Origin of the sequence: Cryobacterium sp. TMT1-19 (assembly GCF_004403055.1) — a bacterium.
GTDB classification, from domain to species: Bacteria; Actinomycetota; Actinomycetes; order Actinomycetales; family Microbacteriaceae; genus Cryobacterium; species Cryobacterium sandaracinum.
This window is the reverse complement of record NZ_SOHB01000021.1, coordinates 1-22,636: the sequence shown is the minus strand read 5'-3', so window position 1 is coordinate 22,636 and position 22,636 is coordinate 1. Positions and strand designations below refer to the sequence as shown.

General features: G+C 63.3%; 35 protein-coding genes. 1 reads left to right on the top strand and 34 read right to left on the bottom strand.

The window, feature by feature from the left end; all coding sequences use genetic code 11:
• Positions 1-6 precede the first annotated feature (6 nt).
• The 8 genes from E3T40_RS04880 to E3T40_RS04845 all read right to left on the bottom strand — a co-directional run bounded on the left by E3T40_RS04880 (position 7) and on the right by E3T40_RS04845 (position 5,767).
• Positions 7-996, bottom strand: coding sequence for a DNA-directed RNA polymerase subunit alpha (locus tag E3T40_RS04880; RefSeq protein WP_104171769.1), 990 nt, complete (start codon positions 994-996; stop codon positions 7-9).
• A gap of 184 nt (positions 997-1,180) precedes the next feature.
• Positions 1,181-1,579, bottom strand: coding sequence for a 30S ribosomal protein S11 (rpsK, locus tag E3T40_RS04875; RefSeq protein WP_022883249.1), 399 nt, complete (start codon positions 1,577-1,579; stop codon positions 1,181-1,183).
• A 44-nt stretch (positions 1,580-1,623) separates the two neighbouring features.
• Positions 1,624-1,998, bottom strand: a complete 375-nt coding sequence (rpsM, locus tag E3T40_RS04870; protein WP_104100946.1) for a 30S ribosomal protein S13 — start codon at positions 1,996-1,998, stop codon at positions 1,624-1,626.
• 151 nt (positions 1,999-2,149) lie between these two features.
• Entirely contained in the window at positions 2,150-2,263 is a 114-nt protein-coding gene (gene rpmJ / locus E3T40_RS04865) for a 50S ribosomal protein L36 (RefSeq protein ID WP_035834639.1), read from the bottom strand.
• Between the two features lie 66 nt (positions 2,264-2,329).
• Positions 2,330-2,551 carry a translation initiation factor IF-1 gene (gene infA / locus E3T40_RS04860; protein ID WP_055965022.1) on the bottom strand — a complete coding sequence of 74 codons (222 nt, stop codon included), beginning with the start codon at positions 2,549-2,551 and terminating at the stop codon, positions 2,330-2,332.
• 155 nt (positions 2,552-2,706) lie between these two features.
• Entirely contained in the window at positions 2,707-3,858 is a 1,152-nt protein-coding gene (locus tag E3T40_RS04855) for a mannitol-1-phosphate 5-dehydrogenase (protein ID WP_134542812.1), read from the bottom strand.
• Positions 3,855-4,295, bottom strand: a complete 441-nt coding sequence (locus E3T40_RS04850; protein ID WP_104194963.1) for a PTS sugar transporter subunit IIA — start codon at positions 4,293-4,295, stop codon at positions 3,855-3,857. The genes E3T40_RS04855 and E3T40_RS04850 overlap by 4 nt, the downstream gene beginning before the upstream one ends.
• A complete protein-coding gene (locus tag E3T40_RS04845; protein ID WP_104171766.1) occupies positions 4,292-5,767 on the bottom strand; it encodes a PTS mannitol transporter subunit IICB in 1,476 nt (491 codons plus the stop codon). The genes E3T40_RS04850 and E3T40_RS04845 overlap by 4 nt, the downstream gene beginning before the upstream one ends.
• A 181-nt stretch (positions 5,768-5,948) precedes the next feature.
• Here E3T40_RS04845 and E3T40_RS04840 point away from each other — a divergent pair, with 181 nt between their 5' ends.
• Positions 5,949-7,871 (top strand): transcription antiterminator, encoded by a 1,923-nt coding sequence (locus E3T40_RS04840; protein WP_104194964.1) that lies wholly within the window; start codon positions 5,949-5,951, stop codon positions 7,869-7,871.
• Positions 7,872-7,884: 13 nt separating this feature from the next.
• Here E3T40_RS04840 and E3T40_RS04835 read toward each other — a convergent pair whose 3' ends face one another.
• The 26 genes from E3T40_RS04835 to E3T40_RS04710 form a co-directional block, all read right to left on the bottom strand.
• On the bottom strand, positions 7,885-8,214 hold the full coding sequence (locus tag E3T40_RS04835; RefSeq protein WP_104194965.1) for a PTS sugar transporter subunit IIB: 330 nt from the start codon (positions 8,212-8,214) through the stop codon (positions 7,885-7,887).
• 468 nt (positions 8,215-8,682) lie between these two features.
• Complete coding sequence (map, locus tag E3T40_RS04830; protein WP_104195087.1) at positions 8,683-9,513, bottom strand: type I methionyl aminopeptidase; 831 nt, start codon at positions 9,511-9,513, stop codon at positions 8,683-8,685.
• A 55-nt stretch (positions 9,514-9,568) separates the two neighbouring features.
• Complete coding sequence (locus E3T40_RS04825; RefSeq protein WP_134542811.1) at positions 9,569-10,228, bottom strand: adenylate kinase; 660 nt, start codon at positions 10,226-10,228, stop codon at positions 9,569-9,571.
• Positions 10,225-11,547 (bottom strand): preprotein translocase subunit SecY, encoded by a 1,323-nt coding sequence (gene secY, locus E3T40_RS04820; protein WP_104171762.1) that lies wholly within the window; start codon positions 11,545-11,547, stop codon positions 10,225-10,227. The genes E3T40_RS04825 and secY overlap by 4 nt, the downstream gene beginning before the upstream one ends.
• 98 nt (positions 11,548-11,645) lie before the next feature.
• Positions 11,646-12,203: a 50S ribosomal protein L15 gene (gene rplO / locus E3T40_RS04815; RefSeq protein ID WP_104100954.1), complete on the bottom strand. Its 558-nt coding sequence runs from the start codon at positions 12,201-12,203 to the stop codon at positions 11,646-11,648.
• Positions 12,203-12,385, bottom strand: coding sequence for a 50S ribosomal protein L30 (gene rpmD, locus E3T40_RS04810; RefSeq protein ID WP_174235710.1), 183 nt, complete (start codon positions 12,383-12,385; stop codon positions 12,203-12,205). Before rpmD ends, rplO begins: the two co-directional genes overlap by 1 nt.
• The gene (gene rpsE, locus E3T40_RS04805) at positions 12,385-13,056 is read right to left on the bottom strand and encodes a 30S ribosomal protein S5 (RefSeq protein ID WP_104101028.1); all 672 of its coding nucleotides are present in this window, start codon (positions 13,054-13,056) and stop codon (positions 12,385-12,387) included. Before rpsE ends, rpmD begins: the two co-directional genes overlap by 1 nt.
• A 35-nt stretch (positions 13,057-13,091) precedes the next feature.
• Positions 13,092-13,463, bottom strand: coding sequence for a 50S ribosomal protein L18 (gene rplR / locus E3T40_RS04800; RefSeq protein WP_104171761.1), 372 nt, complete (start codon positions 13,461-13,463; stop codon positions 13,092-13,094).
• A gap of 2 nt (positions 13,464-13,465) precedes the next feature.
• A complete protein-coding gene (rplF, locus tag E3T40_RS04795) occupies positions 13,466-14,002 on the bottom strand; it encodes a 50S ribosomal protein L6 (protein ID WP_104100956.1) in 537 nt (178 codons plus the stop codon).
• A gap of 6 nt (positions 14,003-14,008) precedes the next feature.
• The gene (gene rpsH / locus E3T40_RS04790; RefSeq protein WP_104100957.1) at positions 14,009-14,407 is read right to left on the bottom strand and encodes a 30S ribosomal protein S8; all 399 of its coding nucleotides are present in this window, start codon (positions 14,405-14,407) and stop codon (positions 14,009-14,011) included.
• A gap of 118 nt (positions 14,408-14,525) precedes the next feature.
• Complete coding sequence (rplE, locus tag E3T40_RS04785; RefSeq protein ID WP_134542810.1) at positions 14,526-15,128, bottom strand: 50S ribosomal protein L5; 603 nt, start codon at positions 15,126-15,128, stop codon at positions 14,526-14,528.
• Positions 15,128-15,487, bottom strand: coding sequence for a 50S ribosomal protein L24 (rplX, locus tag E3T40_RS04780; RefSeq protein WP_104171759.1), 360 nt, complete (start codon positions 15,485-15,487; stop codon positions 15,128-15,130). Before rplX ends, rplE begins: the two co-directional genes overlap by 1 nt.
• Positions 15,488-15,490: 3 nt before the next feature.
• Positions 15,491-15,859: a 50S ribosomal protein L14 gene (rplN, locus tag E3T40_RS04775; protein ID WP_104100960.1), complete on the bottom strand. Its 369-nt coding sequence runs from the start codon at positions 15,857-15,859 to the stop codon at positions 15,491-15,493.
• Between the two features lie 33 nt (positions 15,860-15,892).
• Positions 15,893-16,192 (bottom strand): 30S ribosomal protein S17, encoded by a 300-nt coding sequence (gene rpsQ, locus E3T40_RS04770; protein ID WP_104100961.1) that lies wholly within the window; start codon positions 16,190-16,192, stop codon positions 15,893-15,895.
• Between the two features lie 2 nt (positions 16,193-16,194).
• On the bottom strand, positions 16,195-16,533 hold the full coding sequence (gene rpmC / locus E3T40_RS04765; protein ID WP_104171758.1) for a 50S ribosomal protein L29: 339 nt from the start codon (positions 16,531-16,533) through the stop codon (positions 16,195-16,197).
• Positions 16,533-16,952: a 50S ribosomal protein L16 gene (gene rplP, locus E3T40_RS04760; protein WP_104100963.1), complete on the bottom strand. Its 420-nt coding sequence runs from the start codon at positions 16,950-16,952 to the stop codon at positions 16,533-16,535. Before rplP ends, rpmC begins: the two co-directional genes overlap by 1 nt.
• A gap of 2 nt (positions 16,953-16,954) precedes the next feature.
• Positions 16,955-17,716 carry a 30S ribosomal protein S3 gene (rpsC, locus tag E3T40_RS04755; protein WP_104100964.1) on the bottom strand — a complete coding sequence of 254 codons (762 nt, stop codon included), beginning with the start codon at positions 17,714-17,716 and terminating at the stop codon, positions 16,955-16,957.
• Positions 17,716-18,081: a 50S ribosomal protein L22 gene (gene rplV / locus E3T40_RS04750; RefSeq protein ID WP_104100965.1), complete on the bottom strand. Its 366-nt coding sequence runs from the start codon at positions 18,079-18,081 to the stop codon at positions 17,716-17,718. The genes rpsC and rplV overlap by 1 nt, the downstream gene beginning before the upstream one ends.
• A gap of 26 nt (positions 18,082-18,107) precedes the next feature.
• Positions 18,108-18,389: a 30S ribosomal protein S19 gene (gene rpsS, locus E3T40_RS04745; RefSeq protein ID WP_104100966.1), complete on the bottom strand. Its 282-nt coding sequence runs from the start codon at positions 18,387-18,389 to the stop codon at positions 18,108-18,110.
• A 9-nt stretch (positions 18,390-18,398) separates the two neighbouring features.
• Positions 18,399-19,238 carry a 50S ribosomal protein L2 gene (rplB, locus tag E3T40_RS04740; RefSeq protein WP_104100967.1) on the bottom strand — a complete coding sequence of 280 codons (840 nt, stop codon included), beginning with the start codon at positions 19,236-19,238 and terminating at the stop codon, positions 18,399-18,401.
• A gap of 25 nt (positions 19,239-19,263) precedes the next feature.
• Positions 19,264-19,566 carry a 50S ribosomal protein L23 gene (gene rplW / locus E3T40_RS04735; protein WP_104171757.1) on the bottom strand — a complete coding sequence of 101 codons (303 nt, stop codon included), beginning with the start codon at positions 19,564-19,566 and terminating at the stop codon, positions 19,264-19,266.
• Complete coding sequence (rplD, locus tag E3T40_RS04730) at positions 19,566-20,216, bottom strand: 50S ribosomal protein L4 (RefSeq protein WP_104100969.1); 651 nt, start codon at positions 20,214-20,216, stop codon at positions 19,566-19,568. The genes rplW and rplD overlap by 1 nt, the downstream gene beginning before the upstream one ends.
• 4 nt (positions 20,217-20,220) lie before the next feature.
• Complete coding sequence (gene rplC / locus E3T40_RS04725; protein ID WP_104100970.1) at positions 20,221-20,880, bottom strand: 50S ribosomal protein L3; 660 nt, start codon at positions 20,878-20,880, stop codon at positions 20,221-20,223.
• Positions 20,881-20,888: 8 nt separating this feature from the next.
• The gene (rpsJ, locus tag E3T40_RS04720) at positions 20,889-21,197 is read right to left on the bottom strand and encodes a 30S ribosomal protein S10 (protein ID WP_035834607.1); all 309 of its coding nucleotides are present in this window, start codon (positions 21,195-21,197) and stop codon (positions 20,889-20,891) included.
• A gap of 534 nt (positions 21,198-21,731) precedes the next feature.
• The gene (locus E3T40_RS04715; protein WP_134542809.1) at positions 21,732-22,325 is read right to left on the bottom strand and encodes a hypothetical protein; all 594 of its coding nucleotides are present in this window, start codon (positions 22,323-22,325) and stop codon (positions 21,732-21,734) included.
• 207 nt (positions 22,326-22,532) lie between these two features.
• Positions 22,533-22,636: integrase core domain-containing protein (locus E3T40_RS04710; RefSeq protein ID WP_134542808.1), on the bottom strand; the 104-nt coding region annotated here is incomplete at its 5' end.

The following is a 22,636-nucleotide window of genomic DNA, read 5'->3' as shown; positions in this document are numbered from 1 at the left end:
ACTGCTTTAGATGGTTTCTTCGTCGTAGCCGCTGTAGAAGTGGGCGCCGTCGAATCCGGGCACCGAGTCCTTCAGGGACAGGCCGAGCTCAACGAGCTTGTCCTTGACCTCATCCACCGACTTCTGTCCGAAGTTGCGGATGTTCATCAGCTGGGTCTCCGAGAGGGCGACCAGTTCGCTGATGTTGTTGATGCCCTCGCGCTTGAGGCAGTTGTACGAGCGAACCGACAGATCGAGGTCTTCGATCGGAATCGACAGCTCGGTCGACAGCACGGCATCGACCGGCGCGGGGCCGATTTCGATGCCCTCGGCGGCGGTGTTCAGCTCACGGGCCAGACCGAACAACTCGGTCAGCGTACGACCGGCGGATGCGATGGCGTCGCGAGGCGAAATCGCCGACTTGGTCTCCACGTCAACGACGAGGCGGTCGAAGTCGGTGCGCTCACCGGCACGAGTTGCCTCGACGCGGTAGGTCACCTTGAGCACGGGCGAGTAGATCGAGTCGACCGGAATCTGGCCGGCCTCAGAGTACTCGTTGCGGTTCTGGGTGGCCGACACGTAGCCGCGGCCGCGTTCGATGGTCAGTTCGAGTTCGAACTTGGCCTTGTCGTTCAGCGTGGCGATGACCAGCTCGGGGTTGTGCACCTCGACACCGGCCGGAGCCGAGATGTCGGCGGCCGTGACCTGGCCGGCACCCTGCTTGCGCAGGTACGCGGTGATGGGCTCGTCGTGCTCGCTGGAGATGACGAGGCCCTTGATGTTGAGGATGATCTCGGTGACGTCTTCCTTGACACCGGGAACGGTGCTGAACTCGTGCAGCACACCGTCGATCCGGATGCTGGTGACAGCGGCTCCGGGGATCGATGACAGGAGGGTGCGGCGCATCGAGTTGCCGAGGGTGTAACCGAAACCAGGCTCAAGAGGTTCGATGACGAACCTGGATCGGAACTCCGAGATGTTCTCTTCGGTGAGCGTGGGGCGCTGTGCAATAAGCACTGTTGATTCCTTTCGGCTAAGTGTCCGCTATATGACACTTGCGTGGCGAGGTTTTGAGTTGTGTGTCTCTCGACAAGCCCGACAATCGAGCACATCGTCGAACGAGGGAGGGGTGATGCCCCACGACCCGCCACAGCCGGGCCCGTCTTGTGACGGGCCCGGCCGATGGCGAGATGCCGGTTGGTTAGACGCGACGACGCTTGGGCGGACGGCATCCGTTGTGCGCCTGGGGGGTGACGTCGTTGATCGAACCGACCTCGAGGCCGGCGGCCTGGAGCGAACGGATCGCGGTCTCGCGGCCCGATCCCGGACCTTTGACGAAGACGTCAACCTTCTTCATGCCGTGCTCCTGCGCCTGGCGGGCAGCCGACTCGGCAGCCAGCTGCGCGGCGAACGGGGTCGACTTGCGCGAACCCTTGAAGCCGACTCCACCCGAGGACGCCCAGCTGATGACCGCACCGGTGGTGTCAGTGATCGAGACGATGGTGTTGTTGAAGGTGCTCTTGATGTGGGCCTGGCCCACAGCGACGTTCTTCTTTTCTTTCTTGCGCGGCTTCCGAACGGCCGACTTTGGTGCTGCCATGAATTTCTCCTGAATCCTAAAGGCGAGACGGGCCAGGCCGAGGCCTAGCGCGCCTTCTTCTTGCCGGCTACGGTGCGCTTCGGGCCCTTGCGGGTGCGAGCGTTGGTCTTGGTGCGCTGGCCACGAACGGGCAGGCCCTTGCGGTGGCGGATGCCCTCGTAGCTGCCGATCTCGACCTTGCGGCGGATGTCAGCGGCAACCTCACGGCGGAGGTCACCCTCAACCTTGAAGGTTCCTTCGATGTAGTCACGGAGTGCGACGAGCTGCTCGTCACTCAGGTCCTTGACTCGGATGTTTCCATCGATTTCAGTGTCGGCGAGGGTCTTGAGTGCCCTCGTGCGGCCAACACCAAAGATGTAAGTCAGTGCAACTTCCACGCGCTTATCGCGGGGAATATCAACGCCGGCTAGACGTGCCATTGTGGCTTCTCCTGTATATGAGTGGAGGTCTGTGACAGTGCCTGTTCATCGGCCTCCAACCGATGGTGTCCCCCCGAAGGGTTCCCGGCACTGCTATTTTCTGTATTCAGTTGCATCTCGACCGACTCGACCGTGATCGAGCCTGTCGAGATCAGCCCTGACGCTGCTTGTGACGAGGGTTCTCGCAGATGACCATCACGTTGCCATTACGGCGGATGACCTTGCACTTGTCGCAGATCTTCTTGACGCTGGGCTTGACCTTCATGGTGTGTCCTTGTATTCGCTGTCTTCGTACCCCAGGAACGCCTCGGGCCGTTACTTACAGCACTCTCTACTTGTAGCGGTAAACGATCCGGCCGCGAGTCAGGTCGTACGGGCTCAGCTCCACGATCACACGATCCTCCGGGAGGATACGGATGTAGTGCTGACGCATCTTGCCTGAAATGTGGGCAAGAACTTTGTGGCCGTTGCTCAACTCGACGCGAAACATCGCGTTGGGAAGAGCTTCGACTACCGCGCCCTCGATTTCGATGACACCGTCTTTTTTGGCCATAACTCACTATCGCTAGGGTATTGATTGCTGGTCGTGCGTGGATTGTGGTGCACTGATACGCCGCATACGTGCGCACAAGACACCAAGGATTAACTCTATGGTACGGAGTTGCCTTTTGGCAATTCTTCCCTATAATCCCTCGCGGGATTCTCCGCTCAGAGGGCCTTCTGCACCGCGGCCACGACCAGGACCACGTCGGCGAACAGCGGATGCGCGGCGTCCAGGCCGCACACCGACGCGGTGAACGATTCGGCCGTCTCGGCGCGCAGCATCCGTTGCAGCAGGGCGCTCTGCTCATCGTCGGCGACGTCGAACCGGAGTGCGGCTTCGACGGCTGCGAGCAGCGCGACCGGGCGGGTGCCGTGTTCGGCGATCTCGGCGGCAGGGCCGATGAACCGTTCGTGGCGGCTGAGCTTGCGCAGCGGCTGGCGGCCGACGCGCTCTACCGTGTCGGGCAGGGACGGGTTGGCGAAGCGCACCAGGATCTTCTCCCGGTAGGCGCGCTGGGCGTCCACGTCGAGGCCGTGCTTGGCCACGAGCAGGGTCGAGGTTTCCTCGAGCACCGCTCGGACGCCGTCCAGCACCGCCGGCACCAGGAGCGCGTCGGAGATCTTGGAAGCCCCGGCGACACCGCCGAGGTAGGCGACGGTCGCGTGTCCGGTATTCACCGTGAACAGCTTGCGCTCGATGTAGGGCGCGAGATTGTCGACGAAAGTCGCACCCGGGATGACCGGCACGGCGCCGTTGAAGGCGCCCTGCTCGATGACCCACTCGTAGAAGGCCTCGACGGTTACGTCGATGCCGTCGTCCTCGGCCTGGCCGGGCACGATGCGGTCGACTGCCGTGTTGGCGAAGACGACGCGCTCGGCCACAGCCGCTCGCTCCGGCTCCGGCACGTTGGCCCAGATCTGTTCGGCGAGGACATCCGTGGCGTTGATGGCGTTCTCGCACGCCATCACGGCCAGGGGCGGCAACTCGGCCGACCGCCGCCCCAGTCCGGCCGCGATGACCGGTGCCACGAAGCGGAGGACGGTGGGGCCGACCGCGGTGGTGACGATATCGGCCGTCGCGATCTCGTCGATCAGTGCGGCCTCATCCGTGGCGCTGTTGATGGCCCGGAAAGTGTCGACCACGCGGGGGGTCGACACTTCCCCTGCCTCGTGCACGGCGTAGCTGCCGGCAGCCTGCAAAGCGTCGATCAGGGAGACATTCACATCGGCGAAGACAACCTCGTATCCGGCATCGTGAAGCAGGAGGCCGACAAATCCGCGGCCGATGTTCCCTGCACCGAAGTGAATGGCCTTCATTCTGCGTTTACCTCCTCGAGGAGCATGAAGATGTCCTCTGCTGTGACGGCGTCAATCAATTTCTGCACTTCGTCCTCGTCCGAGAAGACGATCGCGATCTTCTGCAGGATTTCGAGGTGCTCATTGTTGAGCCCCGCGATCCCGACGGCGAAACGCACCTGCTGGCCGTTCCAATCGATCGGTTCGGCGTAACGCACGAGCGACAGGGCCGACCGGACGATCGACTCCTTGGCGTCGTTGGTCCCGTGCGGGATCGCCAGGAAATTTCCCATGTAGGTCGACACGCTGGCTTCGCGGTCGAACATCGAGTCGACGTAGTCTTCGCGCACGGCGCCTGCGGTGACGAGCAGGGCGCCGGCCTCACGGATTGCGTCGAACTTCGTGGTGGCCGACCCCGCGGCCACGACGTTGCCCAGTTCCAGAATGCGGTCGGTCATCGCGCTACCTCCTCGGCCGCCTGGCCCTGAATCAGGGCGACGACGTCATCGTATTTCGGGCTGTTCATGAAATTCTCGACCGAGACATGCGTCGAGTCAGGAGACTTCGACTGGGCCCGGGCGGTCAGGTCCTGGTGCGTGATGACCAGGTCGGCCGTGCCGTCGAGGTTCGCGATCGCCTGGTTGGTCACGGTGATGCCGTCGAGACCGGCCTTCTTGATCTTGTTGCGCAGCACCGAAGCGCCCATGGCGCTGGAGCCCATTCCGGCGTCGCACGCGAAGATGATGTTCTTCACACGGCGAGCGGTGGTGGCCGAAGTTCCGGAGGCTCCGAGGCCGCCGAGGATGGTGCTGGCCTTGCCCTTGTTTGCTTCGGTCTTGGCGATGGCCTCGGCCATGTCACCGGTATCGCCGGCGGTCAGGTCGCGCTTGCGGCTGGCACGGAGGATGACGGCTGCGATCAGGAATGACACCGTGGCGGCGCCGATGACGGAGAGGATGACGCCGACGTAGCTGCCCGGGGCGGTCTGGATCAGGATAGCGATGATGCTGCCGGGTGAGGCTGGGGCGCGCAGGCCGGTTGCGAAGGCCACGTTGATGGCGACACCGGTCATGCCGCCGCCGACTGCGGCGAGGAGCAGTGCCGGCTTCATCAGCACGTACGGGAAGTAGATCTCGTGGATGCCGCCGAAGAAGTGGATGATGATGGCGCCCGGTGCGCTGGCCCGTGCGATGCCGACTCCGAAGAAGGAGAAGGCGAGCAGGATGCCCAAGCCGGGGCCGGGGTTCGCCTCGAGCAGGAACAGCACCGACTGGCCGTTTTCAGCAACCTGCTGCACACCGATCGGCGTGAGCACGCCATGGTTGATGGCGTTGTTGAGGAACAGGATCTTGCCGGGCTCGATGAAGATGCTGGCGATGGGCAGCAGGCTGTTGGAGACGAGCCAGTCGACGATCATCTCGAGGAAATTGCTGATCCCGGTCACGAGCGGGGCGATTCCGAAGAACGCACCCAGCGCGAGGATCATGCCGAGGATGCCGGACGCGAAGTTGTCGACCAGCATCTCGAACCCGGGCTTGATCTTGCCGGCCCAGAGGCTGTCAAGCTTCTTCAGGAGGTACGCGGATCCCGGGCCGACGATCATGGCGCCGATGAACATCGGGATCTCGCTGCCCACGATGACACCCATGGTCGCGATCGAGGCGATGACCGCACCACGCGTTCCGTAGACCATCCGGCCACCGGTGTTGGCGATCAGGAGCGGCAGCAAGTACACGATCATCGGTCCGACGAGCGTTTCCAAGGTCGCGTTCGGGGTCCAACCGGTCGGAATGAAAAATGCGGTGATCAATCCCCACGCGATGAATGCAGGGATGTTGGGCATGACCATTCCGCTGAGGAAGGTTCCGAAGCGCTGAACGTGCACACGGGTTCCTCCGCTCTTGGTCTTGGTAGCTGACGTCGTCGTCATTTCTCTGCCTTTCGTAGGGATGCGATGAGGAGTTGCCCCGTCACGTTGCGACTTATTCAAGTCTGACCAAGGTGGTCGTGCGGGGCCACCAGAGACTTTTCCGCACCCCCGGAAATCTCGTGGCAGAGATCCGGCCGGGAGCGGCGTGGGAGACTTGCTTTTTACTTGGGAGTTTCATGCGATGAGCGACAAACAGACACGGATGCTGGATTTTCTGTCGCAGACACCGGCCTGGGTTACCGCCGGCGAGCTTGCCGACCTCCTGGGCGTCACGCCCCGGACCGTGCGCAGCTACGTCACGAACCTGAAACTGGCCGCCGGGCCGCTCGAGATCATCGAGTCGGGGCCGGCCGGGTACCGGCTGGACCTCGAGGCGTTCGCCATGTTCCGCGCCAGGGGGCGCATTCACTCGGACGAAGCCGAGACCCCGACGGATCGCCTTTACACTTTGGTGCGCCGGCTCACGGAGTCCCACGAGGGGCTCGACGTCTACGCTCTGTCCGCCGAGCTGTTCGTCAGTGACTCCACGATCGACTCCGACCTGACCAAGGTGCGGCAGCTACTGCCCGCCACCGGGCTCACGCTCACCCGCCACGGCAGCGTGGTCACGCTCGCCGGCTCCGAGACCGACCGGCGGAGGCTGCTCAGCCGGCTGTTCCGCGAGGAGAGTTCGCGCGGTCTGCTCGAACTCGAGGCGATCCAGCGCGAGTTCGCCTCCGAGAGCCTCGGAGAGTTCAAGACGGATCTGATCGCGATGCTCGACTCGCAGGGGTATTTCGTCAACGAGTACGGCACCAACGACGTTCTACTCCATGTCGCCATCGCCATCGACCGGGTCACGAGGCGCACCTCCCCCGTGGTGGCCGAGACCGCGGCATCCGTCGGCTCCCCCGACGCGATGACCCTTGCCCTCTCCGGGCTGATCGTGCGCCACTTCCACGTCGAACTGGGTGCCGGTGACCTCGGCTACATCGCACTCCTGCTCAAGACCCGGGTGATCACACCCGGGCAGGACCAGCCGGCGCAGGTTCTGATCGAGAGCTTCGTCCGCCCCGAAGATCTCGACGCCGTGCGCCGGATCGTCGGCCAGGCCGGGGACGAGTTCCTGCTGGACCTCGCGGAGGAGAACTTCATCGTGAGGCTCACGCTGCACGTGCGCAACCTGATCAACCGGGCGACAGACCGCTCGTACTCGCACAACCCGCTCACCCGGTCGATCAAGACGTCCTACCCGATGATCTATGAGGTCGCCGTCTACATCGCCAGCCAGTTGCAGCGGCAGGAGCAGATCGTGATCAACGACGATGAGATCGCGTACATCGCGATGCACGTCGGTGCCCACCTTCAGCAGCAGTCCCGGCGCGAGGACCTGGTCACGTGCGCTCTGATCTGCCCGAACTATTACGACATGCACGTGCTGCTGCGCGAACGGATCGAGCGGGTCCTCGGTGACGAGCTCGAAGTTGTGTCGGTGGTCACCCGCAGCGACGTCGACTGGAAGGCCCTGGACGCGAAACTCGTGCTCTCCACCATCGAACCGCAGTCGCCGGCCGAGGCCGTCATCGTGATCCAGCCGTTCCTGACCGAGGCCGACATCGACCGCGTGCGGAAGGCCGCCAGCCGCATCCGTCGTCTTCGCCGTCGCGCCGATCTCAAGGACGAGCTGCTGCAGTTCTTCGACGAGTCTCTGTTCGCGCACAACTTCCACGCCGCTGACGAGACCGCGATGATCCGCGCTCTCGGCGAACGGATGATCGCACACGGCGATATCGACGAGAGCTACATCGACGGCGCGATCGAGCGCGAGCTCATGTCGTCGACGGCGTTCACGGACAACGTGGCGGTGCCGCACTCGATGTCGATGACGGCAATCCGTACCTCGATCGCCGTCGTGATCAACGACACGCCCATGGCGTGGGGCGAGAACCGCGTCAACGTGGTGGCGATGGTCGCTTTCAGCGCCGCCGGGCGCAAGAGCTTCCAAACCGTCTTCGACCAGTTCGTGGAGGTCTTCTCAGACCGGGCCGACGTGCAGCGGCTGGTCAAGCGGTCGGTGGACTTCGCATCCTTCATCGACGAGCTCGTGCACCTGATGGACCAGTAGGCCACCGGTCGGGCTACTTCTTCGTTTCAGCCCAGTCACGCGTCTTGTACGCATAGATCGCGGCATCGAGCGCTTCGTCGCCGTTCTGCGAGGCGAAGACGGTCTCCTCCAGCAGGGCGATGCCGACCCCGGCGTGCACGGCCTGAAGGCGGATCTTCTCAAACCGGGGTGCCAGGTGGGGACCCACCAGAAGCACGTCGACCGCGCCGAGGGAGGCCGGCAGATCCGATTCGCTCCCCGCGAAGACGTGGACATCCAGACCGCGGGCCGCGGCGGTGTGCCGAACCCTATGCGCAACAAAGGCACTGGAGGCGCCAGCACCGCAGACGATGAGAATCTTCATGGAATCGCTCTTTCCCTGAGCCGCGACGGACGGTTTGCCCTCTCCTCCATCCTCCCGCCTCCGGAGTCCCGGAGAGACCAGATCCCCTCCCCCGAGCGCGGCTGGTTCGGGCCGTGTGCGGCTCCGCGAGCGGGTCCCGATTACCGCGGGTGAGGAGCGATCGCGGGTGGCGGGTGAGTGGCGATAGGTCCATTTCTCGGACAGGCGAGAAGTTGACCGCGGCGCGGGGTGGATGCGCGCTGCAACCGCCGTCTCGTTCAAGTCCGGGGCCCGGGATCAACTCGCCCCGAACGAATTCGACGGAGATTCTGCCCAAAACACCGCTTTCGGGCACGAAAACGGGTGTTTGACCCAAAATCTCCGTCGAATTGGTTTGGCATCGGGCACGACGTTTCGCGTGCGGAACGGCGTCCACGCAGTGCGGTGAGATCCGACGTTCCGAGTGCGGCTGGTTCGGGCCGTGTGCGGCTACGGGAGCGGAACGGGCGTGATGCCGAGCGGGGCCAGCCCCGCAGCGCCGCCGTCGGCGGCGGTGAGCACCCAGATGCCGTCCTTGTGCACGGCCACGCTGTGCTCCCAGTGCGCGGCGGCCAGGCCGTCTCTGGTGGCGACGGTCCAGTCGTCGTCGCGCACGAACGTCTCGATGGATCCCATGACGACCATGGGCTCGATCGCGATCACGAGACCGGGCTTCACGTCCGGACCCTTCTGGCGCACGCGATAGTTGAACACGGGCGGGGCCTCGTGCATGGACCGGCCGATGCCGTGACCGACATAGTCGGTGAGGATTCCGTAGTCCCCCTGAGACTCGACGTAGTCCTCGATGGCATCGCCGACCTCGTTGAGGTGACGCGCCACCGCGAGCCGGGCGATCCCGTGCCACAGCGACTGCTCCGTGACGTGCGACAGTTTCTCGCGCTCGGCGACGACCTCGGGCCGGGCCGGGTCCGGAATCACGAAGGAGAAGGCCGCGTCGCCGTTCCAGCCGTCGATGATGGCACCGCTGTCGATCGACACGATGTCGCCGGCGGCGAGCACGCGAGCCCCCGGGATGCCGTGCACGACATCCTCGTTGACGGACGCGCAGACCGTGTGGTGGTAGCCCTGCTCCAGCTTGAAGTTCGGCAGGCCGCCCCGAGCCACGATGGCCGCCTCGGCGGCCGCGTCGAGCTCGAGGGTGGTCGCACCGACCCGGATGGCCGCCCGGGCCGCATCCAGGGATGCGGCCGTGGCCAGTCCGGGCACGATCATCAACCGCATCTGCGCCGGCGACTTGTAGATGGATCGTCGAAGGCTCATGGTGAAGATCTCTGCAAACTGCTGAGGACGCGCACGCTGGGCGTGCACGACCGGGTTAGGAGGCGCTGGCTGCGTCTCCGCTGGTGACGGGCACGCTGGTGACGGGCACGCTGGTGACGGGCACGCTGGTGACGGGCACGGAGAGTCCGCGCCCGGTCAGTGCCGCAAGGATGCGCCCGGTCACCTCGTCGACGGCGCCGAGGCCGTCGACCGTGACCACGAGACCGCGGGAGGAGTAAACGTCGATCAGAGGAGATGTCTGCTCCTCGTAGACGGAGAGGCGGTGCCGGATGACGTCAGCGGTGTCGTCCGCACGCCCCTGCTCGGCGGCACGCTTGAGGAGTCGGGCGACGACCTCTTCGGTGTCGGCCACGATCAGCACGACGGCGTCGAGTGCGTCACCGTCGGCCTCCAGCAACCGGTCCAGTTCCAGAACCTGCTCCTGCGTGCGCGGGTAGCCGTCCAGCAGGAATCCCTTGGTGGCGTCGGGCTGCTGCAACCTATCGGACACGATCGCGTTGGTGAGGGAATCAGGCACGTACGCACCGGCATCCATGAACGCCTTGACTTGAAGACCCAGCTCGGTGTCGTTCTTCACGTTGAAGCGGAAGATGTCACCGGTGGAGATGGCCGGAACGTCGAAGGCCTCGGACAGGCGCTCGGCCTGAGTTCCCTTGCCCGCGCCGGGCGGGCCGATCAGCAGCAAACGGGTCATCGGAGAAGCCCTTCGTAGTGGCGCTGCTGGAGTTGTGCGTCGATCTGTTTGACCGTCTCGAGTCCGACACCGACCACGATCAGGATGCTGGCGCCACCGAACGGGAAGTTCTGGTCGGCTCCGATCGCGGAGAACGCGATCAGCGGCAGCAGGGCGATCAGGCCCAGGTACAGGGCACCGGGCAGCGTCACCCGGGTGAGAACGAAGTCCAGGTACTCGGCGGTCGGACGACCGGCACGTATGCCCGGGATGAATCCGCCGTACTTCTTCATGTTGTCGGCGACCTCTTCGGGGTTGAAGGTGATCGCGACATAGAAGTAGGTGAATCCGACGATGAGGAGGAAGTACAGCGCCATGTAGAGCGGATCGTTGCCCTGCGTGAGGTTGTTGGTGACCCAGGTGACCCACGCTGCCGGCGCCTGTCCGGCCGCCGGCTGGTTGAACTGCGCGATCAGGGCCGGAAGGTACAGCAGTGACGACGCGAAAATGACGGGCACGACGCCGGCCATGTTCACCTTGATCGGGATATACGTGTTGTTCCCGCCGTAGGTGCGGCGTCCGACCATCCGTTTGGCGTACTGCACCGGGATGCGACGCTGGGACTGCTCGACGAAGACCACGGCGGCGACCACGACCAGACCGACCGCGATCACGATCATCAGGATGTCGAGGCCCTTCTGCTGCCCGATGGAGGCGAGCGATCCCGGAAAGAGGGCTGCGATCGAGGTGAAGATCAACAGTGACATGCCGTTGCCGATGCCGCGCTCGGTGATGAGCTCACCCATCCACATGATCAGGCCGGTGCCGGCGGTCATGGTGATGACCATGAGCATGATGGCGTACCAGGCGTCGTTGGTGAGCAGCTGCGAGCACTCGGCGCTGGCGGAAGTGCCGTAGAGCGCTCCGCTGCGGGCCACCGTGATCAGCGTCGTCGACTGAAGGATCGCGAGGGCGATGGTGAGGTACCGAGTGTACTGGGTGAGCGTGCCCTGTCCGGACGCGCCTTCCTTGTGCAGTGTCTCAAAATGTGGGATGACCACGCGCAGGAGCTGCACGATGATCGAGGCCGTGATGTACGGCATGATGCCGAGCGCGAAGACCGACAGTTGCAGCAGGGCGCCGCCGCTGAAGAGGTTGACGAGCTCATAGAGGCCGCTGGCGTCCTGGTTCGCCGCCAGACACGATTGAACGTTTCCGAAGTCGACGAAGGGGGCAGGGATGAACGAGCCCAGTCGGAACAGGGCAACGATACCCAGGCTGAACCCGATTTTCCTGCGCAGGTCGGGTGTGCGGAATATCCGCGCGATGGCGCTGAACACAATGCCTCCAGTTAATAACGTGAAAAACGAGCTTGTCGAGACCAGCATCGAAAGATTTCGATTGGTGGCCTCGACAAGCTCGCTCAGCGTCTACGGACTTACTTGATTGAGCCACCCGCAGCGACGATCTTCTGCTCTGCTGAGCCGGAGACCTTATCCACTGCAATGTTCAGCTTAACCGCAATGTCACCATTGCCGAGAACCTTGACCTTCTCGTTGTCGCGAACGGCACCCTTGGCGACCAGGTCGGCGATGGTCACATCGCCGCCGTTCGGGTAAAGCTCGGCGAGCTTCTCGAGGTTGACGACCTGGTACTCGACGCGGAACGGGTTCTTGAACCCGCGCAGCTTCGGAGTACGCATGTGCAGCGGCATCTGGCCACCCTCGAACCCGATGCGCACGTTGTAGCGCGCCTTCGTACCCTTGGTTCCACGGCCGGCGGTCTTACCCTTGGATCCTTCACCACGACCGACACGCATGCGCGACTTCTTGGCTCCTGGGGCGGGGCGAAGGTGGTGAACCTTCAGAACCTGCTCGCGCTTCTCGGTCGGAGCAGCCTTCACTGCGACCTTGGCGGAGGCAGCCTTCTTGGGGGCTGCCTTCTGTGCAGTGGCGGGCTTGGCGGCTGCCGTGGCAGCTTCCTTCTCGTCAGCCATTAGTCAATCTCCTCGACCTTTACGAGGTGAGCAACGGTGTTGACGTAACCACGGTTCTGCGAGTTGTCCTCGCGAATCGTGACTGCGCCAATGCGCTTGAGACCCAGGCTGCGAAGCGTGTCGCGCTGGTTCTGCTTCTCACTAATTTTGGACTTGATCTGTGTCACTTTGAGGCGAGCCATCAGGCACCTGCCTTTGCTGCCGCTGCAGCTGCTGCTGCGGCGGCGTCGGCACGCAGGAAGCGCGCCGGAGCGACGTCTTCGTACGCGAGGCCACGACGAGCCGCAACTGCACGCGGCTCTTCGAGCTGGTGCAGGGCCTCGACCGTGGCGTGAACGATGTTGATGGTGTTCGACGAACCGAGCGACTTGCTGAGGACATCGTGGATGCCCGCGCACTCGAGAACGGCGCGCACCGGGCCACCGGCGATAACGCCGGTACCGGCGGCGGCGGGACGCAGCAGGACGACGCCGGCTGCGGCTTCACCCTGCACGGGGTGCGGGATCGTCAAACCGACGCGGGGAACGCGGAAGAAGTTCTTCTTCGCTTCTTCGACGCCCTTGGAAATGGCGGTCGGCACCTCGCGGGCCTTGCCGTATCCAACGCCGACGAGGCCGTTTCCGTCACCGACGACGACGAGAGCGGTGAAGCTGAAGCGACGACCACCCTTCACCACCTTGGAAACGCGGTTGATGGTGACGACGCGCTCCAGGAACTGGCTCTTGTCGGCATCGCGGCTTCCGCGGTCCTTGTTCGGGTTGCGCTCACGACCGCCACGACGAGCCTCACGAGGCTCGTTCTGGGCAGGTGCCGTTGAGGCAGCGGTTTCGACGGGTGCCTCTGCGGCCACCACGGTCCCCTTGGTTGCTGTGCTAGCGGTTTCAGTGCTCACAGGTTCAATCCACCCTCTCGAGCTCCATCGGCGATCGCAGCAACGCGTCCTGCGTACTTGCTTCCGCCACGGTCAAATACGACGGCGTCGATGCCGGCGGCCTTCGCACGCTCGGCGACGAGTTCGCCGACCTTGCGGGCCTTGGCGGTCTTGTCACCATCGAAGGTGCGCAGACCGTCTTCGAGCGTGGACGCCGAAGCAAGGGTGAAACCCTTGCTGTCATCGACGACCTGCACGAACACGTGGCGAGCCGAACGGGTCACGACGAGACGCGGACGAAGCGCAGTCCCCTCGATCTTTTTGCGAAGACGTGTATGCCTGCGTCCGCGGGCAGCGGCCTTGCTCTTACCTCTAGTTCCGAGACCCATGGTTATTTACCACTCTTTCCGGCCTTGCGGCGAACAATCTCGCCGGCGTAACGCACACCCTTGCCCTTGTAGGGCTCCGGCTTGCGAATCTTACGGATGTTGGCGGCGACCTCGCCGACAGCCTGCTTGTCGATGCCACCGACCGTGAGGCGGTTGACGCTCTCCACGGTGAGGGTGATGCCGGCAGGTGCCTCGACGAGGACCGGGTGCGAGAAGCCGAGGGCGAACTCGATCGAGCTGCCCTTCTGGGCGACGCGGTAACCGGTACCGACGATCTCGAGAGACTTGGTGTAACCCACCGTCACCCCGATGATCTGGTTTGCGATCAGCGTGCGAGTCAGACCGTGCAGCGAACGCGAGTTGCGCTCGTCGTTCGGGCGTGTGACGACGACGTGGCCGTCCTCGATCTTGACCTCGATGGGGTTCGCGACGGTGAGCGCGAGCTCGCCCTTCGGACCCTTGACGTTGACGCGCTGGCCTTCAGTGGCGACCGTGACATCCGCGGGAATCGGGATGGGAAGTCTTCCAATACGTGACATTGTCGGCTACCACACGTAGGCGAGAACTTCTCCGCCTACGCCCTTCTTCTCAGCCTGGCGGTCGGTGAGCAGACCGCTGGAGGTGGACAGGATGGCAACGCCGAGACCACCGAGAACGGTGGGGATTTCGGTCGACTTTGCGTACACGCGCAGGCCGGGCTTGGAAACCCGCTTGATGCCGACGATGGAACGCTCGCGGTTCGGACCGAACTTGAGGTTGAGCGTGAGGGTCTTGCCGACCACTGCATCCTTGACATCCCACGCCGAGATGTAACCCTGGGCCTTGAGAATGTCTGCGATGTTCGCTTTGAGCTTGCTGTGCGGCATGGACACGGTGTCGTGGAACGCCGAGTTAGCGTTGCGCAGTCTGGTCAGCATGTCTGCGACCGGATCTGTCATTGTCATTTGTGGTGCCTTTCTCGCCTGGTTTCGTTCATCCGTTACACGGGTGACGACCTTGGTCGTGGTGGGGCTGGACGGTTGTCCAGCCCCGGATTTGTACTACAAGAGCCAAAGGGTTAGTTTACTTTGTGTTTTCGGCCGTCTTGAACGGGAAGCCCAGCGCCTTGAGCAGCGCGCGGCCTTCTTCGTTGTTCTTGGCCGTCGTCACAACCGTGATATCCATACCGCGGATACGGTCGATCCGGTCCTGGTCGATCTCGTGGAACATGACCTGCTCGGTGAGACCGAAGGTGTAGTTACCGCTGCCATCGAACTGCTTGTCGCTCAGACCACGGAAGTCGCGGATGCGCGGAAGCGCCAGGCTCAGGAGCCGGTCGAGGAACTCCCACATGCGGTCGCCACGAAGTGTGACGTGCGTGCCGATGGGCTGTCCTTCACGCAGTTTGAACTGCGCGATCGACTTACGGGCCTTGGTGACCTGCGGCTTCTGACCGGTGATCTTGGTGAGGTCGGAGACGGCGCCATCCATGATCTTGCCGTCGCGTGCTGCCTCGCCAACACCCATGTTCACGACGATCTTGACCAGGTTCGGAATCTGGTGAACGTTGGTGAAGCCGAGGTCCTTGCTGAGCTGGGCCATGATCTCATCGCGGTACTTCTGCTTGAGACGCGGCAGGACGGCCTCAACGGGCGCGTCTGCTGCTGCAACTGAAGTGTCGGTCATCAGAGGTCCTTCCCTGACTTCTTGGCGTAACGGATGCGGACCGTCTTGGTGACGCCGTCCTTCGTTACTTCTTCGAGGCGGAATCCGACGCGAGTCGGCTTCTTGGTCTCCGGGTCGACGAGGGCCACGTTGGACACGTGAATCGGCGCCTCCATGGTCTCGATGCCGCCGGTCTTGGTGCCGCGCTGGGTCTGGCCCACGCGAACGTGCTTGGTGACGAAGTTGATGCCCTCAACGAGGACCCTGTTCTTCTCCACCAGGATGGCAATGACCTTGCCCTGCTTGCCACGGTCTCCGCCGCGGGCCTGGGTGCGGCCGGTGATGACCTCTACGAGGTCACCCTTTTTGAGTCTGGCCATGATTTAGATAACCTCCGGTGCCAGCGAGATGATCTTCATGAACTTCTTGTCGCGAAGCTCGCGACCGACCGGTCCGAAGATTCGGGTGCCGCGGGGGTCACCTTCGTTCTTCAAAATCACTGCGGCGTTCTCATCGAACTTGATGTACGAACCGTCTGAACGACGGGTCTGCTTTTTGACGCGAACGACGACGGCCTTGACGACGTCGCCCTTCTTGACGTTGCCGCCCGGGATCGCGTCCTTGACCGTGGCGACGATGGTGTCGCCGAGGCCTGCGTAGCGACGGCCGGAGCCGCCGAGCACGCGAATGGTCAACAGCTCCTTGGCACCCGTGTTGTCGGCAACCTTGAGTCGTGATTCTTGCTGAAGCACTTTTTATACCCTTCTATCAAGTAAGCGCGAGGCTTACTTGGCCTTCTCGAGGATCTCGACCAGGCGCCAGCGCTTGGAGGCGCTGAGCGGACGGGTCTCACTGATCAGGACCAGGTCGCCGACGCCGGCGATGTTCGCCTCGTCGTGAGCCTTCAGCTTGGACGTACGGCGGATGACCTTGCCGTACAGGGGGTGCTTCACGCGGTCTTCGACCTCGACAACGATGGTCTTGTCCATCTTGTCGCTGGTCACGTAACCACGCAGCGTCTTGCGGTAGCCGCGAACGAGAGCCTCAGCCTCGGCAGCGACGACCTTTTCGTCAGTCTTCGCCATGACTAGGCCTCCTTCGTCTGGGCGGCGTCGGCCGCAGCGGAGTCGTCAACGGACTCCACTGCAGGCTTTGCCTTCTTGGTCTTCTTCTCAGCCTTGGCCGGAGCCTCGACTGGTGCGGGAGTCGGACGAATGCCCAACTCGCGCTCACGGAGAATCGTGTAGATGCGAGCGATGTCGCGCTTGACCGCGCGGAGGCGGCCGTGGCTCTCGAGCTGGCCGGTGGCCGACTGGAAGCGAAGGTTGAAGAGTTCTTCCTTCGCTTTCTTCAGCTCATCGAACAACCGCTCGTTTTCAAAAGTGTCGAGCTCGACTGAGGCGAGCTCCTTGGATCCGATCGCCATTATGCGTCGCCCTCCTCGCGCTTGATGATGCGTGCCTTCAAGGGCAGTTTGTGGATAGCGCGGGTCAGCGCTTCCTTTGCGACGATGTCAGTGACACCGCTGAGTTCGAAAAGCACGCGACCGGGCTTGACGTTGGCAACCCACCACTCGACGGAACCCTTACCGGAACCCATGCGGGTTTCGGCCGGCTTCTTGGTGAGCGGGCGGTCCGGGTAGATGTTGATCCAGACCTTGCCGCCGCGTTTCATGTGACGGGTGATCGCGATACGAGCGGACTCGATCTGACGGTTGGTCACATAGGCGGGCGTGAGGGCCTGGATGCCGTACTCACCGAACGACAGCTCGGTACCACCGGTTGCGTGGCCGGTACGGCCCGGGTGGTGCTGCTTGCGGTGCTTGACTCTGCGTGGAATCAACATGGTTATGCCTCAACTCCTGCTGCAACCGGTGCCGCTGCCTCTGCGCGGGGCGCACGACGCGGTCGGTCGTCACGACGCTCGGGGCGGGTCGACTTAGCGTTGGCCTGCTCGCGAGCGAGTTCCTTGTTGGTGATGTCGCCCTTGTAGATCCAGACCTTCACGCCGATGCGGCCGAAGGTGGTCTTGGCTTCATAGAACCCGTAGTCGATGTTCGCGCGCAGAGTGTGCAGGGGCACACGGCCTTCGCGGTAGAACTCCGAACGGCTCATCTCGGCGCCACCCAGGCGACCGGAGACCTGGATGCGAACACCCTTGGCACCGGCGCGCTGGGCACCCTGCAGGCCCTTACGCATCGCGCGGCGGAATGCCACGCGAGCGGAGAGCTGCTCGGCGATGCCCTGAGCGACCAGCTGAGCGTCGACCTCGGGGTTCTTCACCTCGAGGATGTTCAGCTGGATCTGCTTGGCGGTGAGCTTCTCGAGGTCGGAGCGAATGCGCTCGGCCTCCGCGCCGCGGCGACCGATCACAATGCCCGGACGGGCGGTGTGGATGTCGACGCGAACGCGGTCACGAGTGCGCTCGATCTCGATGCGGGACACGCCGGCGCGGTCGAGACTGGTGCTCAACAAGCGGCGGATCTTGACGTCTTCAGCGACGAAGTCGCTGTAACGCTGGCCCGGCTTCGTGCTGTCAGAGAACCAACGCGACACGTGGTCGGTCGTGATTCCCAGACGGAAGCCATAGGGGTTTACTTTCTGACCCATTACTTCGTACCCTCCTCAGGAGTGGCGAGCACAACCGTGATGTGGCTCGTGCGCTTCTTGATCTGGAATGCGCGACCCTGTGCACGGGCCTGGAAACGCTTGAGGGTCGTACCCTCGTCAACGAACGCCTGGCTGACGAACAGGTCCTGCTCGTCGAGGAAGGTGTTGGCTGCATCAGCCTTGACTCGCGCGTTGGCGATTGCCGAGGCAACCAGCTTGTACACCGGGTCGCTCGCGCCCTGCGGCGCAAACTTCAGAATTCCCAGGGCCTCGAAGGCCTGCTTGCCGCGGATCAGGTTGACAACGCGACGAGCCTTCTGGGGGGTAACGCGGATGTGACGCACGCGTGCGATCGACTCCACCATTTCTTATCCTCCTTCACGTCCCCGCGTTAGCGGCGACGGCCCTTCTTGTCGTCCTTCACGTGTCCACGGAAGGTGCGGGTGGGCGCAAACTCGCCGAGCTTATGCCCGACCATGCTCTCGGTGACGAACACCGGGATGTGCTTGCGTCCGTCGTGCACGGCGATGGTGTGCCCGAGCATGCCGGGGATGATCATCGAACGGCGCGACCAGGTCTTGATTACGTTCTTGCTGCTGGCTTCGTTCGCCTTGACAACCTTGCGAAGCAGGTGGTCGTCAACGAACGGGCCTTTCTTGAGACTGCGTGGCATCGTCTACTCCTACTTACGCTTCTTGCCGACGGTACGGCGACGAACGATGAGCTTGTCGCTTTCCTTGTTCGGGTGGCGGGTACGCCCTTCTTTCTGGCCCCAAGGGCTGACGGGGTGACGTCCACCGGACGTCTTACCCTCACCACCACCGTGCGGGTGGTCGACCGGGTTCATGGCGACACCACGAACGGTCGGGCGAACGCCTTTCCAGCGCATCCGGCCGGCCTTGCCCCAGTTGATGTTCGACTGCTCGGCGTTGCCGACCTCGCCGATCGTGGCGCGGCAGCGGGCGTCGACGTTGCGGATTTCTCCGGACGGCAGGCGCAGCTGGGCGTAGATGCCATCCTTCGCAACGAGGCGAACGGATGATCCGGCGGAGCGGGCCATCTTGGCGCCACCGCCCGGACGCAGTTCGACCGCGTGGATGATGGTACCGGTCGGGATGTTCTTCAGCGGCAGGTTGTTGCCGGGCTTGATGTCAGCACCGGCGCCCGACTCTACGATGTCGCCCTGGTTCAGCTTGTTCGGGGCGATGATGTAGCGCTTGGAGCCGTCCATGAAGTGCAGGAGCGCGATGCGCGCCGTGCGGTTGGGGTCGTACTCGATGTGAGCAACCTTGGCGTTGACGCCGTCCTTGTCGTTACGACGGAAGTCGATCAGACGGTACTGGCGCTTGTGTCCACCACCGATGTGACGGGTGGTGATGCGACCCTGGTTGTTACGGCCACCGGTCTTGGACAGGGGGCGAAGCAGGGACTTCTCCGGCGTGGAGCGGGTGATCTCTGCGAAGTCTGCAACAGATGAACCGCGACGACCGGGAGTCGTGGGCTTGAACTTACGAATAGCCATTTCTTATTCCTCTAGTCCGCGCCGCTTAGCCGACGGCCGTGAAGATGTCAATGGAACCGGACTTGAGCGTGACGATGGCACGCTTGGTGTCCTTGCGCTTGCCCTGACCGAACTTCGTGCGACGCGTCTTGCCGATGCGGTTCATGGTGTTGATCGAAGCGACCTCCACCTTGAAGATCTTTTCGATCGCGAGCTTGATTTCGGTCTTGTTCGAGCGCGGGTCCACGATGAAGGTGTACTTGCCTTCGTCGATCAGGCCATAGCTCTTCTCAGAGACGACCGGAGCGAGGATGACGTCGCGGGGATCCTTGTTGATCGGGGTAGCCATTATGCGGACACCTCTTCCTTCTTGGTCTTGCTCGCCACGAACGCGTCGAACGCGCCCTTGGTGAAGACGATGTCGTCGCTGACGAGAACGTCATAGGCATTCAGCTGGTCCCACGGCAGAACGTGCACCGTCGGCAGGTTGCGGATGCTGCGCAGTGTCAGTTCGTCGGTGCGCTCCAGGACGACCAGCACGTGCTTGCTGCTGGCGATCTGGCTGAGCAGCTCGATGGCGCCCTTGGTGCTGGGCGTCTCGGCGCTGAAGAGTGCGGTCACGACGTGCAGGCGGTCACCACGGGCGCGGTCGGAAAGGGATCCACGCAGTGCTGCCGCGATCATCTTCTTGGGGGTGCGCTGTTCGTAGTTACGCGGGGTCGGTCCGTGGACGATTCCACCACCGGTCATCTGAGGGGCGCGGATCGAGCCCTGACGAGCGCGACCGGTTCCCTTCTGCTTGAACGGCTTGCGGCCGGAACCGGAAACCTCGCCACGACGCTTGGTCTTGTGAGTTCCCTGACGTGCGGCAGCGAGCTGCGCGACGACGACCTGGTGGATCAACGGGACGTTGGTCTGAACGTCAAAGATTTCGGCGGGCAACTCAACGGAGCCGGCCTTCTTACCCTTGGCGTCGATGAGATCGAGTGAGGTAGTCATACGACTAGGCTCCCTTCACTGCATTGCGGACGAATACGAGGCGGCCCTTGGCGCCGGGAACGGCACCCTTGACCAGCAGGAGGCCCTTCTCGGCATCCACGGCGTGAACCTTGAGGTTCAGCACGGTGACGCGCTCGCCACCCATACGACCGGCCATGCGCATGCCCTTGAAGACACGGCTCGGGGTCGAGGAAGCACCGATGGAACCGGGCTTGCGGTGGTTGCGGTGCGAACCGTGAGAGGAGGAAACACCCTTGAAGTTGTGACGCTTCATAACACCGGCGAAACCCTTGCCCTTGCTGGTGCCCATGACGTCAACCTTGGTACCGGCAGCGAACACACCGTCAACGGTGAGTTCCTGGCCCAGGGTGTAGTCAGCGGCATCCGCAGTGCGGAGCTCGGTGAGGTGACGGCGAGGCGTGACGCCTGCCTTTTCGAAGTGTCCGGCGGAAGGCTTGTTGACCTTGCGCGGATCGATGGCCCCTGCAGCGATCTGGACGCCAGCGTAACCGTCGATGTCCTTGCTGCGGATCTGGGTGACAACGTTGGGCGAGATTTCGATGACGGTGACGGGAACGAGCTTGTTGTTCTCGTCCCACACCTGCGTCATGCCGAGCTTCTTGCCGAGGAGACCCTTGGTGGTCTTGGTATCTGAGTAAGACATCGCGGGCCCTAGAGCTTGATCTCGATGTTGACGTCGGCCGGCAGGTCGAGACGCATGAGCGAGTCGACAGCCTTCGGGGTCGGGTCAATGATGTCGATCAGACGCTTGTGGGTGCGCATTTCAAAGTGCTCCCGGCTGTCCTTGTACTTGTGAGGGGAACGGATGACACACACCACGTTCTTCTCGGTCGGAAGCGGCACGGGGCCGACGACAGTCGCACCCGCGCGGGTCACTGTGTCGACGATCTTGCGCGCCGAGATGTCGATGACCTCGTGGTCATACGACTTAAGTCGAATGCGGATTTTCTGTCCCGCCATGTCGAACTCGCTTTCTTGTCAAGGCTTCGTACATCCCGAGGGGCTGCATTGGACGCCGTAGTAGCACTGCTGCTGTCGCACCACTGTTCATCTGTCAATTTCGGCAGGGCCGCGGAGCGGTCATGCCGAGCCAACCCGCTTCTCCACACTCGCGCGTGGGGGAAGGCATGGATTTACCCAGCTTTCCCGGCTGTTGGTTTGAGCTATGTTCTGCTACCCGCGGCCTAACTGTGCACCTGGCGCCTTTTACGGCGAACGGCACAAGCTATGCACTGCCTGGCAGTGATCCCGACACCGCGTGCAGCGCGGCAGTCGAAAGTGTTGAACTAGAAGAGTCTGCCACAGGGTTGGGTCATTGTGCAACCCGGGCGTGTCGCGGGCGGCGTGTCGCCACATCCGCGTCGTTCCGCGGCTCGGCCGGCTCTCGCCCCGGGCGCGTCGCCGCCACCATTCACGCCTCGCGCGGGTGCTGCGCCGCTCCGCGCGGGGCACGCCACCAGCGCAGCGGCGCAACACCCGCGCACCACCGGCACCTCACCGAAACTGGAGTCGCGGGCGCCCGATCGGCAGCCCCAACTGCAGCAGCCTAGTGCGCAGCCGGCTCTGACTCATCCCGACCGGGAAGTCCCACCGGGTGAACGCGTGCACCTGGCGCCGCACGCCATCCTCACGGCGTTTCTCGTCGTAGACCACCTCGGCGGTGGTGCGACCGCCTCGCATCACGGGGTCGAAGTATTTGCCCTTGCCGTCGGCCTCCCCCACCGAGTCCTCGTCGATCCAATAGAAGTCCGTGAAGACGGTCTTGCCTTCGACGACGAACGGATGCTGCAGCACCGGCTCCGGAAATCCGTTCAGCGCCACGTTGACGCGGCTTCCGGACTCGTTGGGGGAACCGGACAGCGTCGAAGAGAAGTCGATCACTGCCCGCGCCCGCACGGGCCCGCGGAAGGGAAGCAACCCTTCCCAGGTCTCACGCAGCCTGGCTCTGGTGGTCAGAGGCAGAATGCACCCCCTGCGATCCACCGCAATGGCCCGGTCGGCCATGGCGACCGCGGACTTCAGATCCAGAGTGGCGGCGAGGTCGACGACCGTGCGTTCGACGCTGGTGACCAGGAGTCCGTTCACCACGGCGATATCCCGCGTGTCGAGTCCCAATGCATGCTTGCGGATACCCGGCGTTGAGCGGCCGCCGCGGGTGCGTTCGGTGAGGAAGTGGACCTCGGGCGGCCAGCCGGCGAGAGTGGGGAGTCCCTACAGGACAGCCGCGGACCGGTGGGAGATCACATGTTCCGTCTGGCGCGTGTCTGCTGCGCCGCGCACACAGGCTGCATACCGCTAGTTGTTGTTCCCACTGACGTTGTGAGCACGGTTGATGGGTGATTTGCCGCCGATGCCGGTATGGGGTCTGTGGTGATTGTAGCTATGGATCCAGTCTTGGT